This window comes from Stenotrophomonas sp. YJH_SMC_138 (genome assembly GCF_059369855.1).
Genome location: NZ_JCAFTB010000002.1, coordinates 22572 through 37044 on the forward strand (window position 1 = coordinate 22572; position 14473 = coordinate 37044).

Below are 14473 nucleotides of genomic sequence, written 5' to 3' on the forward strand. Positions count from 1 at the left end.
GAAAACACCCGTGAACACGACTGTGAAAAACTGTTGACGGCCTCTGAAAAGCCCCTATAATGAGCGGCTCAGCAACACACCGGGCGGTTAGCTCAGCGGTAGAGCATTGCCTTCACACGGCAAGGGTCACAGGTTCGATCCCTGTACCGCCCACCAAATAGTAGACCTGACTTTTCAGGTGTTATGAAGAAGCCGGCTTTCAGCCGGCTTTTTCGTATGCGCAGAGTAAGTGCATGGAGGTCGTGTCGGCTCCAAGTAACCGGTGACTCGCCGTCAGATGGATATGGGACTCTACTAGCTTACCCTGGCCCGCTTTGACTTTTTCCCTAGCGAAAAGGCTTGTGCGTACATAGTCAAGCAGGTCTCTGCGTTCGATTACCCGCTCCACTATCACCTGTACGCTTTCGTACTCGAAACCCTTCGTGAACTCCACTATCCGTGTCCTTGCAAGTCGATGGTCGAAGTTCGAGGACGTCTGGATGACCGATTTTAGGTTCAGCGCTTTTCGATTCTCATTCGATTGTTGAGCGCAGCCCGACTTCAGAGGCCGATCATCGCCGATTGCGATACCGTCGTCGCTTTACTAGCTCAAATGCAGATATGGCAGCAAAGAAAACTGCATACGCCGCCCACAATCTGAATGATGCGCGAAAGGGATGCGGATTTCCTGATTGAATCGCAATGAAGTAGAGGGCGCCAAGAACGAGAATGCCCCCGGCTTGGTATGCGAGAAAGCCACGTAGTACTGGATTCACTTCTTCTTCTCCATCGTCTTTTGTGCCGCATCTACGGCGGCTCCGGCGGTGCTCTGCCCTAGCTGTGATGCTCCCGCTTGTGTGATCGACTGACGAGGAATTGCGACTCCTGTTGATGCGGTGGTGGAGGCGATGTTCGGGGCGCCGGGAGATGCGGAGCTGCTCAGCCTATTCAGAGCGCCTTTGGCGGCTGGTCCCGCGAAGTCGCCTGCTGCAGCTGCAACACCGGAACCTGCCAGACCACCAACAGCGCCTCCGGTCGCTGCCGTGAGCACTCCACCAGCGGAAATCGGCTCTCCCTTGAGGGCGCTCTCTGCGGCGGCACCGGCGCCGCCAGTGACGAAATTCGCCGCTGCTTGAATGGCAACGGCTCGGCCGACAGAAATCACTCCAGACTCCACGGCTGCGACAGCGATACCGCCCACGCCGCCTGAGACCGAACCCACCCCTGCTGCTATCAATGCCTGCGTCTGATCGATTGGTTTATCCGGATTCATCAGCTTCTGGATGGCAATATTGGACAGGCCCCCCGCTATCGCGCCATAGATGAATGGCAGGGCTGGATTTCGCCCATCTGGATCAGTGAATTTGTACGGATTCCCGTTGGCATACCGATAGCGATTGAACTGGCCTACAGGCTGGTCATACGCTGAGACCGGGTCCACTGAGAGGAAGACTCCCAGCTCCGGATCCATGTATCGCTGTTGCATGTAGCTCAAGCCCGTAGTCGAGTCGCTCACATGCCCTGTGTATCCGGGTCCGTCGGTGACCTGTCCTCCTACCAGGGTCCCATAGGGCTCGTAGTCATAACGCTTTATCACGTTGCCGTTGGCGTCGCTCTCAGCAACAAGGGAGCCAAGGGCGTCGGTATGAATGTAGGTAACCGTCTCCGGACCTTCAGCGTTCGCGGATGGAGGCAGGCCAAGCCCAATTGGCAGCGCAATGTGTAGCCAAGTACTTGCTGCAACCAGTGTTCGGAGACGAACTCCAACCCTTGATGCGCAGGCGGATTCATCGCCAGCGTTCCTTTTGAATGTATGCATCCTTTCTTTCCCCGAAAGCGCTGTCCAAGATGACTTGACTAGGCAGTATGACCGTGGCGTTCGTGCACCGATCCGAGTGGATCATATACCGCAATGGCCGCCTTCGCTGGGTAGAAGAGCCGCGTCCATCCCTGTGCCACCTACCATGTTGCAGAACAAAAAGGGCCTCCAGCAATGGGCCATCTTTGCTGCGCGTGCATCAGCCAGGTCTTCCTGCCGCGAATCCCATGGCATGGCCTAGCCCATCCTGTGCAGCGCGCGCGATCTGGCGTGCGGCAACGATCAATCCGTCCCGATGGAAGTCACCGAGTTGATCCTGCGGATCGCCATCCAGGCGCGCACGTTCGGCGGCATGCAGTAGATCCAGTACGGCATTCAAAGCGGCCAGCGAGCGGTCGAGCGAGCCGAAGCCTGTGGCGCTGAGTGTCTGCGGGGTACATGCGCGCCCGGCTTGGTCATCACCGGCGCGGATGGCATCGAGGCAGGAAAGGAACGTTGGGCGCGAAGGCGGCAGCAGTCGCTCCGCTAGAGCGCATTCGATCTCACGCGCAAGGTCTTCGGGCACGTCGGCTGCGACGTCGCCGATAAGCGCGTGCAGGCGGGGATGGATGGCGGTTCGGTTGGTCATGGCGAAACCCTCACTGGCGTAGGGCCACCTTCTGGAGTGAAGGTGGCGGACGGTGCGGGTTGGCGTGCCAAGGCAAACAAGCTTCAAGGGAGAAGAACGCCTGGCGGATCTTGCGATCCCCACGCACCGCCCGCCATTGAGGGCAGTCGGTGCATTCTCTCAACTGCGATTTCTCTCGCAGTCCTTGAAGCCTGTTCGTTTATTCGAGACGCCAATCCCGGCCAAGGCGTCTTGCCTCGGCGCGGCGATCTTCAAGCCGGGCCATCACATCAGTCTGTAAGGAAAGTTCTCAACTGGCCCTAGGCAGGCCAGACGTTTTCCGATGTGTGCCGTCGGACACCTGCGAGTAGTGCGGCCCATCACTGATGGCGCACATCGCCGCCCCTGCCGACCGTGCACGAGACGACTCCAGAGCGGCGCCGCCACGGCAATCGCGTCACCCTGCGCGGCGAGGCGGGACCATGCCACGCATGGAGCCAGAGGGTTCCATCCCTGCGCTGTCCCGCCGCCCCGGGCAGGCGTAGTCTCAGCCCGTTGCCGTGCCCATCCACTCTGGAGTGCCACCATGCCGCTCGCCCGCATCGATCTTCGCAAAGGTAAATCCGCCGACTACCTGCAACGCGTCGGCGAAACCATCTACCAGGCCATGCGCGCGGTGGGGGTGCCGGAAAATGATCGCTTCCAGATCTTCCAGGAACACGCGCCCGGCACGCTGATCCACGACCCCGGCTACCTGGGCGTGGATCGCACCGACGACTTCATCTGCATCCAGATCACCTGGAACGAAGGGCGCACGCTGGAGCAGAAGAAGGCGTTGTACCTGGGCATTGCCGATGGCCTGCATGCGGCGGTGGGTATCCGCCGCGAGGATGTGTTCATCAACCTGGTGGAGGTGAAGAAGGAGAACTGGTCGTTTGGCAATGGGCAGGCGCAGTACGTGAGTTGATGCGGGAACGGTGCCTGCGCCTCACGCGGTTTGGTCAGGCCATGCGCGGCGACGCCTGCTGTTGTGCCTGTTGCTCGTCCTGCGCCAGCCGGCTTGCGTCGCGGGATTGCTGCTGCACGTTGACCTGCTGATACAGCGTGTCCGCGTCGCCCTGCTGCGTATCGAGCAGGGACAGGCGCTGGCGATTGGCGGCAGGGTCCGGCGAGGCGGTGTCGCCGCTGCGATGCAGGAATACGTAGCCGGGTGCCTCGGCGGTGCTGTTTGAACTGAATGCCACCTGCAGCGTGTCCTTTTCGCTGAAGCCGGCCTGCACCGCCGCGTGGGTCAGATGGCCGGCCAGTCGTTCGTGCTCCTGTCCGGGGGGCAGTCCCTGCTGTTCGCTGGCCTGGGCGAGTGCGGTACGCACTTTCTGGTCCAAGGCATGAAGGCTGTGCCCCGGTGCGCGCGCGTCCGCAGCCAGACGCTCGCCCAAGGGGCCATCAATACCATCGGTTTCGCTGAGCAGACGCTGCTTCAAGCTGCGCTCGGGCAGGGGATGGGTGGTGGTGCGGTTGAGTTCGCTGTTGGGGAAGGGCGGTTCAATGCTGTCCACGCCATGGATGTTGCGCAGGGGGCGATAACCGTCCTTGCCCTGTGACTGGACGCCCAGCGGAATGCGGACGTCTGGCAGCAATTGGCCGACGGGGCCGCCGATGCTGTTCACGTCCAGGCTGTGCTTGCGCTGGATGCCGGCATGATTCAATGCGTCCCAGGTGAAGTCCACGCAGTTGTGACGCACGTCGGCGTAGTGCTTGCTGAAGCCGTGCGCCACTGGATCGTCGCCGAACGCCTTGAGCTTGTTGTACTGGGCTTCGGTGATTTCGATGGTACGGACATGGGCGGGGTCCTTATAGACTTTCACGTCGTCTCTGACGATGCGCCCGGGACCATTCATGCTGCCATGCTCGACGGGTGCGAAGCCGAAACTCTGCGCCGCTTTACCTGGAGCGTGCAGAACGTAGAACATGTGGCCAGGCCCGGAAGTATCAGGAGTGCCATCGGGCGTCAGCTGCTGCTTTCCCGAATCGGGATCGAGCAGTGGGGTGCCGGGTGCGGCAATGACAATGTCCAGGCTGTAGCGGGGCTTGTTCATGGAAACCCCTTCGTTCCTTCGAATGAATGGTGTCACTTCCCTGCAGGACGCGAGGCGTGCACGACTAGCCTTGCCGAATAGTCTTGCAGTCCTGATATGGCATGGACCGTTTGAATCTGCAGCCGGTATCTGCTGTCGAGCTCCAGCGGCAGCGCTGTCACGTTCAGGAGGTAGCTGCCGTCGCTGCCTGATGCGAGCGAGGCATAGCGCCAGCTCTCAGAGTGGTGCCACGAGGGGAGCGGCTCAACACCGTTGCGCGCGCGTGCCTGATAGCTGTCCTGTGTTGCAATCTCCTGCCAGGTAGTACCTTCCCGACGCTGCAGGGATACTTCGAATGGGATGTTGATACTTGCTATATCGGGCGTGCCCGTTGTAGCTGGACTTCGCCGCTGCAGTTCCAGTTCCACCGCATAAGTGCGGTAGCTGGCAAAATTGCGCGCCGTGGTTTCGAACTCGAACTGCACCTGCTGGCCCGGCGTGTCCACGGCGATGGGCTGTGAGAGTTCCAGCGGCTCTGGCGGTGGGGGCGGCCCCTTGTCGGCACAGGCGGCAAGCAACGCGGTCAGGCCGAGCAGGCTGATGCGCAGCCGGTGTGTGATGCGAGTGGTCATGCGGATCCCTCTGGCTCCTTGCCGTGGCCATCTGAACCCTAACGTTGGCGAGGCGGGGCCTGCAAGCGTAGGGACCGCGGTGCGGTGCATTCACATGTCGCCGCTGGAGGCGAGCCCCTGCGTCACCGTGTCGCAGGGGCCAAACCCTGAACGGGGTCCAAGGTTGGCTATGGCCCCGTAGAATGGCGGCGTGCGCCATTCTGTTCTCCACCGCCGGTTCCAGGCCCTGGCATGGCTTGCCATGCTGCTGGTGCTGCTCGCCCCGCTGGTGAGCCGCTGGCTGGCGCATGGTCACGTGGCTGCCGCTGCGCCGGTGGCGGCCATGGACCACGCAATGCACGCAGAGCACGCGCTGCACGCGATGGAAGGGCACCACGACCATCACGCAATGGCCATGCCGCACGGCGGGGCCACGAAGAAGCCGCCCGCCGATCCACATGCCGATCATGAGATGGGTGTGGACTGCGATTACTGCCTGATCGCTGCACGGCTGATCACCCTGCTGGTGGCGGCCGTGCTGCTGTTGGCGCCGATGGCACCGGTGTGCCGCGCACTGCGCGGCGCGGTGCGGGCGTTGCCGCGACAGATCAGCGGCACGTTGGGCGCGCGTGGGCCGCCGGCCTTGATGGCCGCCTGAGCCGCACGCGCGCTGTATTGAACGTTCTTCCATGAGGTTGCCGGCCACGGCCGGTGCCCGCACGCGCGTGTCTGTCCCTTTTTGATTGCTGCCCTGCCATTGCGGGGTGGCCTTGCATGCCGTGAAAAAATGAAAACGAACCCCAACCCCGCGCGTCTGCGCCGGGCGACGCTGCCTGTACTGTGCGCGTTGCTCCTGCACACCGCCCACGTACTTGCCGCTGACGCGGCCCCACCGACCACGCTGGATACGGTGCGGGTGGTCGATACCCGCAGCGGTGAACTGTCGTCCACCGCCAGCGCGGGCTCTGCGTTGGGCCTGAGCGTGTTGCAGACACCGGCCAGCCTGACGGTAATTTCGCGCGAGCAGCTGGAGCAGCGCGGCGACAGCAACCTCAACGATGCGATCAGCCGGGCGGGTGCGATCAGTGCCATGCCGCATCCGGGCAATGGCCTGAGTGCGCTGTCCAGCCGCGGCTTCACCGACGGTGCCTCGGTGATGCGGCTGTACGATGGGCTGCGCCAGTACGGCGGCGTGGGCATCACGTTCCCGTTCGATACCTGGTCGATCGAGCGCATCGAAGTGCTGCGCGGCCCGGCCTCGGTCATCCATGGCGACGGTGCGATCGGCGGTGTCATCAACATCGTGCCGAAGAAGCCCACGCGTGGGGCGATCGAGAACGAGATCAGCGTGACCGTGGGCAGCGAGGACACCGCGCGGCTGGGCTTCGGCAGTGGTGGCGCGCTGACGCCCGAGCTGGCCTACCGGCTGGATGTGAGCGGCAACTACAGCGGTGGCTGGGTTGATCGTGGACGCAACAGCGACGCGACATTCTCCGGTGCGTTGCTGTGGCAGCCACGTGCGGACCTGCAGCTGATGCTCACCCATGCGCAGGGCTACCAGAAACCCATGCGCTACTTCGGCACGCCGCTGGTCGAGGGCCGCCAGCTGGAGGCGCTGCGCCACCGCAACTACAACGTGGACGACAGCGAGATCCGCTTCCGCGACCGCTGGACCCAGCTCGACGCGCTGTGGACACCGAACGCGAACGTGGAATGGCGAACCCGCGTCTACCAGATCGACAGCCAGCGTGATTGGCGCAATGCCGAGGCCTATGTCTACAACCGCGCTACCGGCTTGATCGATCGCTCGGGCAATACCGAGATCACCCACAACCAGGACCAGACCGGACTGACCTCGACGCTGCGTGTGCAGGGAACGGCGGGTGGCCTGCAGAACAACTTCGCGGTGGGCCTGGACGCCAACCGCGCGCACTTCAAGCACACCAACAACACCTATGCCGGCAGCTCGGGCCCGGTCGATCCGTTCGATCCGGTGCCGGGGCAGTTCGCCAGCGACGCGCCGAACCTGCCGCGCTACCGCAACCGTGCCGAGCAGTACGCGCTGTTCGTGGAAGACCGGCTGGCGCTGAGCGAGCGCTGGTCGGTGCTGGGTGGCCTGCGCCACGACCGCGCGCGCATTGATCGCACCGATCTGATCAGCGGCCAGAACGCGTTCTCGAAGACCTACAGCAGCACAGGCTGGCGTGCGGGTACGGTACTCGCGCTGCAGCCGACGCTGAGCCTGTATGCGCAGTATTCGCAGGCGGCGGACCCGGTCAGTGGCCTGCTGATGATCAGCCCGGCCAACGGCGCCTTTGACCTGGCCAAGGGCCGGCAGATCGAGGTTGGCCTGAAGCAGGCCTTCGACGGTGGCGAGTGGACGCTGGCGGCGTATCGCATCCGCAAGACCGGGCTGCTCAGCCGCGATCCGCTGGTGCCGGATCGCCGGGTGCAGGTGGGCGCGCAGACCTCGCGCGGTATTGAAGCGTCGTTGAACTGGAACTTCGCGCCGCGCTGGTCGCTCGATGCCAACGCGACGGTGCTGAAGGCCGAATTCGAGGACTTCCTGGAAACCACGGGTTCGCCGCCGATGCTGGTGTCGCGCGACGGCAACGTGCCGCCGAACGTGGCCGAGCGCTTGGCCAGTATGTGGTTGAGCTGGCAGTTCGCACCGGATTGGAGTGCGGCGGGGGGCGTGCGTTATGTCGGCAAGCGCTACGCCGACAACGCCAATACGCTGGAACTGCCCGGCTACAGCACCACCGACCTGGCACTGACCTGGCAGGCGGCACCGCGCACTCAGCTGTCCGCGCGGTTGTTCAACGTGTTCGACAAGGCGTACTACGCCACCGCGTACTACACCAGTACGCAGTGGTTGCTGGGTGCGGACCGGCGCGTCGAATTCACCGTCGACCATCGCTTCTGAGGGCGCTGGCGATGACGATGCGTTCCACCGCCAAGCGCTGGACCTACCTGGTGCATCGCTGGCTGGGCATCGGCGGATGCCTGCTGATGCTGCTGTGGTTCGTCAGCGGCATGGTGATGCTGTTCATTGGTTACCCGAAGCTGACGCCCGGCGAGCGGCTGGCGGCGTTGCCGGTGCTGGGTGAGGCCCGCGACCTGCAGGGGCTGTCGGTACTGCCGGCTGCCGTGCAGGCCGAGCCGGAGGCTGTGGCGTTGACCACGCTGCGTGGCGAGGCGGCGTATGTGGTGCGCAGTGGCAGCAACGTGGGCGCCTGGTCTGCCGTGACCGGCCAGGCGCTGCTGCCGGTGTCGGCACAGCGCGCCGAAGCATCCGCTGCACAGTTCGCGGGCGGCCAGGCCTTCGTGGGTGCGATGCGCGTGAACGAGGACCGTTGGACGCATTCGCGTGCACTGGACGTGCATCGACCGCTGTATCGCGTCGAGGTGGGCGGCGCGCAGCCGGGTGACCTGTATGTGTCCTCGCGTACTGGCGAAGTGGTGCTGGACGCCCCGCATGTGCAGCAGCGCTGGAACTATGTGGGCGCCTGGCTGCACTGGCTGTACTTCCTGCGCATGCAGTCGGTCGACCCGGTGTGGACGTGGGTGGTGATCGTGCTGTCCGCACTGTGCACGGTGGCGGCGATCAGCGGCATCGTGGTGGGCGTATGGCGCTGGCGTTTCCGTGGGCACTATCGTTCCGGTGCGAAGACGCCGTACGTGGAGTCGTGGATGCGCTGGCACCATCTGATCGGATTGTGTGCTGCGGCCTTCGTGTTCACCTGGATTTTCAGCGGCCTGATGTCGATGAATCCATTGGGCGTCTTCAGCAGCACGCGCGAGGCGATCGACAGCGGACGCTATCGGGGCGGCGCGGTGGCGGTGGATGGCGTGTTGTGTGAGCCGGCAAAGCTCCTGGCGGTGGCCGATGCCGAGCGCTTCCGGCCGGTGGAGATCCAGTGGCGACGGATCGGTGGTGAACTGTTTGCGGTGCTGCTGGATGGGCAGGGTGATACTCGCATCGTGTCCGAAGGTGAAGGGCATCTTCGGGGGATGAAGCTGCTGCCCGCCGCGTGGTTGCAGCAGAAGGAACGCGCGTTGTCCGCTGCGCCCATGCAGGGTTTCATGGTGCAGCATGCAGCGGACGCCTACTTCTATCCGCGTGCGCCCGAGGCCATGAACGGCGCAGCAGTACGCCGCTTCCCGGTGGCGTTGGTCGACTTTGGCGATGCCGAGGCGACGCGCATCTATCTCGATCTGGCGACCGGCGATCCGTTGCTGACGATGGGGCATCGTGAGCGGGTGGGGCGCTGGCTGTTCTACTTCCTGCATAGCTGGGACCTGCCGGCGATGCTGCGCCAGGAAGGTGCCCGGTTGGCGGTGTTGCTGCTGCTGAGCGCTGCCGGCACCGCGTTGTGTGCCACGGCGACGGTGATCGGCTATCGGCGATTGCGGATGAAGCTGCGGCGCAGGCGGCGCTGATGCCCTGGGCTACACCCGCAGCCAACGCGTGGACATCGCCACCAGCAACAAGGCCGTGGCCACGCCGATGAATGCAGCGATCAGGCCGAAGTGGTTGGCGGCAAAACCGATCAGTGCCGGGCCAGCAAGGATGCCGGCAAAGCCCAGCGTGGAAACGGCGGTGATGGCCAGCGCGCCGGGCATGCGGGTCTGGTGGCCAGCCAGCGAGAACAGCGCCGGTGCGATGTTGGCGCAGCCGAGACCGACCAGCACATAGCCGAGCAGTGATGCCTGCCACGGCGTGACCAGGGTCAGCACCAGCACGCCCGCGGCGGCAAGCAACGCGCCGAACACGATCGCGCGCTGGCGGCCCACGCGTGCCACCAGCGCATCGCCGAACAGGCGTGCGACGGTCATGGTCAGGGTGAAGGTCACATAGCCGATGCCGGCAAGGCTGGCATCGACGCGACGCACATCGCTGAGAAACACTGCGCTCCAGTCGAGCATCGCGCCTTCGCCGAGGAAGGCGACGAACGCCAGCACGCCGATGAACAGCACGATGCCATGCGGCAGGGCCAGCATCGGTGTGTCATGCGGCATGCGTTCGCTGTGCCAGTACGACGCCGACAACAGCATCACCAGCAGCATGGCGCAGACGCCGATCAGCACGGATGCCAAGGGCGGCAGCTGTGCGGACAGCAGCACGGTCATGGTGGCCGCGCCGAGGAAGCCGCCGATGCTGAAGAAGGCATGGAAGCCAGACATCATCACGCGCCGTGCTTCGCGCTCGACGATGACGGCCTGTACGTTCATCGTGCAGTCCATCGCGCCCACGGCGGCGCCGAACACGAACAGGACCAGCCCGAGTGTCCAGGCCGAACCGGCCAGCGCCAGGCCGGGCACGGTCAGGCAGATCAGCAGGCTGCTGGCCACCATCACCCGCCGGCAACCGAGGCGCGCGGCCAGCACGCCGGACAACGGCATCGCCAGCAGCGAACCGGCACCGAGGCAGAGCAGCACCAGCCCCAGCGTGACGTCGTTGATCCCGGTGCGTGCCTTTGCGAACGGCACCAGGGTGGCCCACAGCGCGGTGGCGAAGCCGGGAATGAAGAACGCAGCGCGGGTCGCGTGCTGTTCGGCACGCGCGCGGTTGGCAACGGACATGAGCGGTACGGTCAGGGGGGAGTGGGGTGTACCGCGATGCCTGCGGCGCGGAAGCGTGCCGCCAATGCGGGCGGTGCGGTGGTGGTCAGCACCAGGTCGTCGATCTCGTCGAGGCTGGCAATCTGCCAGTTGCCGCGTGCACCCAGCTTTTCAGTCGTGGCGGCGACGATGACACGGCTGCTGCAGGCCACCATCGCGCGCTTCAGCGTGGCTTCTTCCGCATCCATTGCCCACACGCCGGTGTCGCCGTCCACCGCGCAGGGGCCGGGCAGGTACACATCGGCGCGCAGGCGCTGCACCTGGGCCAGTGCTTCGGCGCCGACCGCGCCGCCACCGCTGGCCAGGCGCCCGCCGATCAGCTGCACCGAGGTGCCTTCAAGCAGGCTGGCGGCCGTGGCGATCTGTGGCGCGTTGGTGATCACCGTCAAGCCGAGGGCGGCCGGCAACTGCTGGGCGATCACCAGGTTGGTTGAACCGGCGTCGAGCAGTACGACCTGGCCGGGTTGCAGCAACGCGCAGACGCGGGCGGCCAGCTCGGCCTTGTCGCCGCGGTCGCGGGTCAGCCGCTCGCGCAGCGGGCGTTCCTTGGGCGGTGGCAGCACGGCGCCACCGTAGACGCGCTGGCACAGGCCCTGCGCGGCCAGCTCGCGCAGGTCGCGGCGGATCGAATCTTCGGACACGGCATAGCGGCGCGCCAGCTCGGCGGCAACCACGCGGCCCTGCTGGCGCAGTTCCTCCAGAATCTGCCGGGTGCGCTGGGCGGGGAGGGGGCTGGGATCGGAGCTCATGCTGCAAGTCTGCACGTTCGTGCATTAACGTGCAACAACGTGCATGCTGCGTTTGGGCGGGGCACAGGGCGGCTGGACTGCCGGTGAATCCGCCCGCGCCCACGTCTATGGATCGCCCTCGCGGCCCGGCATGATGGCGGGGCACCTGGCATGGAATCCCTGATGTCCCCCACCGTTCACCGCAAGCTGCGCATCGGCGCGGACCAGTACACCGGCCAGAAAGTGGTCGACCAGCAGTTCCATGAGTGCGATTTTTCCGGTGCCGACCTGACCGCCACCGAGTTCATCAACTGCAGCTTCTACGATGCCGACAGCCGCAGCGGCTGCCGCTTCAATGGCGCCACATTGAAGGAGGCCATCTTCCGCAGCTGCGACATCAGCATGTGCCACTTCAACTTCATCAAGGCGCTGGGCCTGGAGATCAGCGAGTGCCGCGCGCAGGGTGCGGATTTCAGCAACGCCAGCTTCATGAACCAGATCACCACGCGCAGCTGGTTCTGCAGCGCCTTCATCAAGAAGTCGAACCTGCGCTATGCCAATTTCTCGCGGGTCACGCTGGAGAAATGCGAACTGTGGGAGAACCGCTGGGACGGTGCAAACGTCAGCGGCGCCAGCTTTGCCGGCTCGGACCTGTCCGGTGGCCAGTTCGAGGGAATCGACTGGAACAGCGCCAACTTCACCGACTGCGACCTGACCAATTCCGATCTGGGCGAGCTGGACCTGCGCAGCACCAACCTGCGTGGCGCCACGCTGGATGTCCAGCAGGTGGCGCTGTTGATGCAGCGCATCGGCATCACCGTGGTGCCGTAGGCATCAGCCGGCGTACGCCACCCAGCCCTTGAAGCTGAAGCCTGCATAGAACAGCTCCACATCGTCGAAGCCGGCCTCCTGCAGCAGCGTCACTTCCTGTTCGGGGGCCAGCAGCGGCAGCCGCTCGGCAATGGCGTCGATCGCGCGCTGTGCATCGGCGTGGGCAACGCCGGAGGCTTCGGCGAACGCGGCGTAGCGCTGCAACCAGCGCAGCTTGCCGGCCGGATCCTGCGGCACGCTGTGGTGGGCCACCACCAGCGGCGCGCCGGGCTGCAGGCGCCTGTGCAGCTCCCGCAGCGTGTGCAGGCGCTGCGCGGCGTCGAGGAAGTGCAGGGTCAGCAGGCAGCTGGCACCATCGAAGCGCACGTCGGGGGCATCGTCGATGTAGCCTTCCAGCAACTGCACGCGCGACATCAGCGGGCCCAGTGTCTGTTCGGCCAGGGCCAGCATCGGTGCAGCCGGGTCCACGCCCAGCAGCTGCCAGCCCGGCTGCGCCTCGGCAAATGCCTTCAGCTCCAGCCCGCCACCGGCGCCCAGCACCAGCACGCGGCCCTGCGCAGGAACGTGTTCGGCCAGCAGCAGGCGACTCATCTGCTGCAACGCGAGGAAGCCCGGCACCTGGCGCAGCGGGCCCTCGGCATAGCGGGCAACGGCCTGCGGATCGGAGAACGAAGACATGCGTGCATTCCTGCAACAGGGACATACCACTGTACCGTGGCATGCAAGTGCCTTTGCCGCGGGTCGCTCCTGCCTGCGCGGACCGGCTTGCATCCAGCTCAGCGCAACGCCCGCGCCAGCACCTGCCAGATCCTCGGGTCCTGGCACTGCGAGACGTTGAAGCGCAGATAGTCGGCCGCGCGCTGCGACTGGCTGAACGCGTTGCCCGGCGCCAGCACGATGCCCTCGCGCAGGCATTGCCGCGCCAGTGCGGCGGCGTCGCGGCCGTCGGGCAGCTGGCACCACAGGAACAGGCCGGCTTCCGGCTGCAGCCACGGCGTGATGCCCAGCGCCTGCAGTTTCCGCAGTGTGTGCCGGCGTGCATCGGCCAGGCGCGAACGTATCGACTGCATGTGGCGGCGGTAACCGCTATCGGTCAGCGCGATGTGCATCAACTGCGCGGCCAGATGGCCGCCGCCAAAGCTGGTCGCCAGCTTCAGGTCGGTCAGTGCTTCTATCCAGTCGTGGCGCGCAGCGATGTAGCCGCAGCGCGACGCTGCCGACAGCGTCTTGGAGAAACTGCCGACGTGGATCACCCGTGACAGTCCATCGAGCGCGGCCAGCCGCGGTGCCGGCTGCAGTTCGAAGTCGGCGAAGATGTCGTCCTCGACGATGATCAACTCGCTGCGTTCGGCCAGGCCCAGCAGGCGGTGCGCGGTGTTGGCCGAAAGCACCGCGCCGGTCGGGTTGTGCAGGCCGGAATTGGTGATGTACAGCCGCGGCGAATGCGCCTGCAGGGCTTGCGCGAACGCCTCCAGGTCCGGGCCGCTGTGCGTGTACGGCACGCCGATGGCCTGCACCTGGTGCGCCTTGAGCAGCGCGTGGTAATTGAAGTAGCTCGGGTCATCGACCAGCACGCAGTCGCCGGGCTTGAGCAGGAAACGGCAGAGCAGATCGACTGCGTGCGTACCGGATTCGGTCAGCAGGATCTGCTCCATCGGTGCATCGATGCCAAGCGTGGCGCTGCGCCTTTGCAGCAGCTGGCGCAACGCGGGCAGCCCGAGCGGACCGGCGTAGTCCACCAGTTGCATGGCATCGGCACGCGCCAGCCGGCGCAGGCCGCGGCGCACGCCATCGTGATACAGCCAGTCACTGGGCATCCAGCCGCACCCTGGCTTGAGATCGCCCGCGGGCGTTTCCAGCGATTGCCGTGATACCCACAGCGGATCCACCGCGCGATCCAGCCGCGGCTCCATTTCAGCCAGCGCCAGCGGTGCGGCCGGGCCACTGACGTAGAAGCCCGAGCCTGCGCGCGCACTGATCAGGCCTTCGGCCGCCAGGCGCTCGTAGGCCTCGACCACGGTGGAGACTGAAACCCCCATGGTCGCCGCCTGCGCACGTACCGAAGGCAGGCGGGAGCCGGGGCCATCCACCCGTGCACTGATGCGGGTGCGGACGGTCTGGATGACCGATTCGATGCGGGTGAGCGGGCGCGGCATGGTGGAACCGTAGTGGAAGTGTGGGCAGTACAGTTACTT

13 protein-coding genes and 1 tRNA gene are annotated in these 14473 nt (G+C 65.1%); 6 read left to right on the top strand and 8 right to left on the bottom strand.

Annotation, left to right across the window (positions count from 1 at the left end):
• Positions 1–81 precede the first annotated feature (81 nt).
• Positions 82–156 (top strand) — tRNA-Val (locus AC5P7I_RS05210).
• A 595-nt stretch (positions 157–751) separates the two neighbouring features.
• Here the strand turns inward: AC5P7I_RS05210 and AC5P7I_RS05215 are convergent.
• Complete coding sequence (locus AC5P7I_RS05215) at positions 752–1798, bottom strand: RHS repeat-associated core domain-containing protein (protein ID WP_080052965.1); 1047 nt, start codon at positions 1796–1798, stop codon at positions 752–754.
• Between the two features lie 199 nt (positions 1799–1997).
• On the bottom strand, positions 1998–2426 hold the full coding sequence (locus AC5P7I_RS05220) for a hypothetical protein (protein ID WP_014646194.1): 429 nt from the start codon (positions 2424–2426) through the stop codon (positions 1998–2000).
• 565 nt (positions 2427–2991) lie between these two features.
• Between AC5P7I_RS05220 and AC5P7I_RS05225 the strand changes: the two genes are divergently transcribed.
• Positions 2992–3372, top strand: a complete 381-nt coding sequence (locus AC5P7I_RS05225; protein WP_014646195.1) for a tautomerase family protein — start codon at positions 2992–2994, stop codon at positions 3370–3372.
• A gap of 34 nt (positions 3373–3406) precedes the next feature.
• Here AC5P7I_RS05225 and AC5P7I_RS05230 read toward each other — a convergent pair whose 3' ends face one another.
• Together AC5P7I_RS05230 and AC5P7I_RS05235 are read right to left on the bottom strand one after the other, a co-directional pair.
• Positions 3407–4504: an XVIPCD domain-containing protein gene (locus AC5P7I_RS05230; protein ID WP_014646196.1), complete on the bottom strand. Its 1098-nt coding sequence runs from the start codon at positions 4502–4504 to the stop codon at positions 3407–3409.
• A gap of 32 nt (positions 4505–4536) precedes the next feature.
• On the bottom strand, positions 4537–5115 hold the full coding sequence (locus AC5P7I_RS05235) for a hypothetical protein (protein ID WP_032958533.1): 579 nt from the start codon (positions 5113–5115) through the stop codon (positions 4537–4539).
• A gap of 241 nt (positions 5116–5356) precedes the next feature.
• Here AC5P7I_RS05235 and AC5P7I_RS05240 point away from each other — a divergent pair, with 241 nt between their 5' ends.
• The 3 genes from AC5P7I_RS05240 to AC5P7I_RS05250 all read left to right on the top strand — a co-directional run bounded on the left by AC5P7I_RS05240 (position 5357) and on the right by AC5P7I_RS05250 (position 9537).
• Complete coding sequence (locus AC5P7I_RS05240; protein ID WP_164077255.1) at positions 5357–5752, top strand: DUF2946 family protein; 396 nt, start codon at positions 5357–5359, stop codon at positions 5750–5752.
• A gap of 129 nt (positions 5753–5881) precedes the next feature.
• Complete coding sequence (locus AC5P7I_RS05245; protein ID WP_262088345.1) at positions 5882–8020, top strand: TonB-dependent receptor; 2139 nt, start codon at positions 5882–5884, stop codon at positions 8018–8020.
• A gap of 11 nt (positions 8021–8031) precedes the next feature.
• The gene (locus tag AC5P7I_RS05250; RefSeq protein ID WP_262088346.1) at positions 8032–9537 is read left to right on the top strand and encodes a PepSY domain-containing protein; all 1506 of its coding nucleotides are present in this window, start codon (positions 8032–8034) and stop codon (positions 9535–9537) included.
• Between the two features lie 9 nt (positions 9538–9546).
• On the opposite strand, the gene AC5P7I_RS05255 is transcribed toward AC5P7I_RS05250, so the two are convergent.
• Entirely contained in the window at positions 9547–10680 is a 1134-nt protein-coding gene (locus AC5P7I_RS05255) for an MFS transporter (protein ID WP_262088347.1), read from the bottom strand.
• Positions 10681–10691: 11 nt separating this feature from the next.
• On the bottom strand, positions 10692–11468 hold the full coding sequence (locus tag AC5P7I_RS05260) for a DeoR/GlpR family DNA-binding transcription regulator (RefSeq protein WP_019659483.1): 777 nt from the start codon (positions 11466–11468) through the stop codon (positions 10692–10694).
• Positions 11469–11630: 162 nt separating this feature from the next.
• On the opposite strand from AC5P7I_RS05260, the gene smqnr reads away from it, so the two are divergent.
• A complete protein-coding gene (gene smqnr / locus AC5P7I_RS05265; protein WP_262088348.1) occupies positions 11631–12278 on the top strand; it encodes a SmQnr family pentapeptide repeat protein in 648 nt (215 codons plus the stop codon).
• Positions 12279–12281: 3 nt separating this feature from the next.
• Here smqnr and AC5P7I_RS05270 read toward each other — a convergent pair whose 3' ends face one another.
• On the bottom strand, positions 12282–12956 hold the full coding sequence (locus AC5P7I_RS05270) for a class I SAM-dependent methyltransferase (RefSeq protein ID WP_134808565.1): 675 nt from the start codon (positions 12954–12956) through the stop codon (positions 12282–12284).
• Between the two features lie 98 nt (positions 12957–13054).
• Positions 13055–14434 carry an aminotransferase-like domain-containing protein gene (locus AC5P7I_RS05275; RefSeq protein WP_069117551.1) on the bottom strand — a complete coding sequence of 460 codons (1380 nt, stop codon included), beginning with the start codon at positions 14432–14434 and terminating at the stop codon, positions 13055–13057.
• Positions 14435–14473 lie beyond the last annotated feature (39 nt).

Coding starts and splice junctions, on each gene's coding strand:
- AC5P7I_RS05215 (WP_080052965.1), bottom strand. CDS start 1,798: ATGCATACATTCAAAAGGAACGCTGGCGATGAATCCGCCTGCGCATCA.
- AC5P7I_RS05220 (WP_014646194.1), bottom strand. CDS start 2,426: ATGACCAACCGAACCGCCATCCATCCCCGCCTGCACGCGCTTATCGGC.
- AC5P7I_RS05225 (WP_014646195.1), top strand. CDS start 2,992: ATGCCGCTCGCCCGCATCGATCTTCGCAAAGGTAAATCCGCCGACTAC.
- AC5P7I_RS05230 (WP_014646196.1), bottom strand. CDS start 4,504: ATGAACAAGCCCCGCTACAGCCTGGACATTGTCATTGCCGCACCCGGC.
- AC5P7I_RS05235 (WP_032958533.1), bottom strand. CDS start 5,115: ATGACCACTCGCATCACACACCGGCTGCGCATCAGCCTGCTCGGCCTG.
- AC5P7I_RS05240 (WP_164077255.1), top strand. CDS start 5,357: ATGCTGCTGGTGCTGCTCGCCCCGCTGGTGAGCCGCTGGCTGGCGCAT.
- AC5P7I_RS05245 (WP_262088345.1), top strand. CDS start 5,882: ATGAAAACGAACCCCAACCCCGCGCGTCTGCGCCGGGCGACGCTGCCT.
- AC5P7I_RS05250 (WP_262088346.1), top strand. CDS start 8,032: ATGACGATGCGTTCCACCGCCAAGCGCTGGACCTACCTGGTGCATCGC.
- AC5P7I_RS05255 (WP_262088347.1), bottom strand. CDS start 10,680: ATGTCCGTTGCCAACCGCGCGCGTGCCGAACAGCACGCGACCCGCGCT.
- AC5P7I_RS05260 (WP_019659483.1), bottom strand. CDS start 11,468: ATGAGCTCCGATCCCAGCCCCCTCCCCGCCCAGCGCACCCGGCAGATT.
- smqnr (WP_262088348.1), top strand. CDS start 11,631: ATGTCCCCCACCGTTCACCGCAAGCTGCGCATCGGCGCGGACCAGTAC.
- AC5P7I_RS05270 (WP_134808565.1), bottom strand. CDS start 12,956: ATGTCTTCGTTCTCCGATCCGCAGGCCGTTGCCCGCTATGCCGAGGGC.
- AC5P7I_RS05275 (WP_069117551.1), bottom strand. CDS start 14,434: ATGCCGCGCCCGCTCACCCGCATCGAATCGGTCATCCAGACCGTCCGC.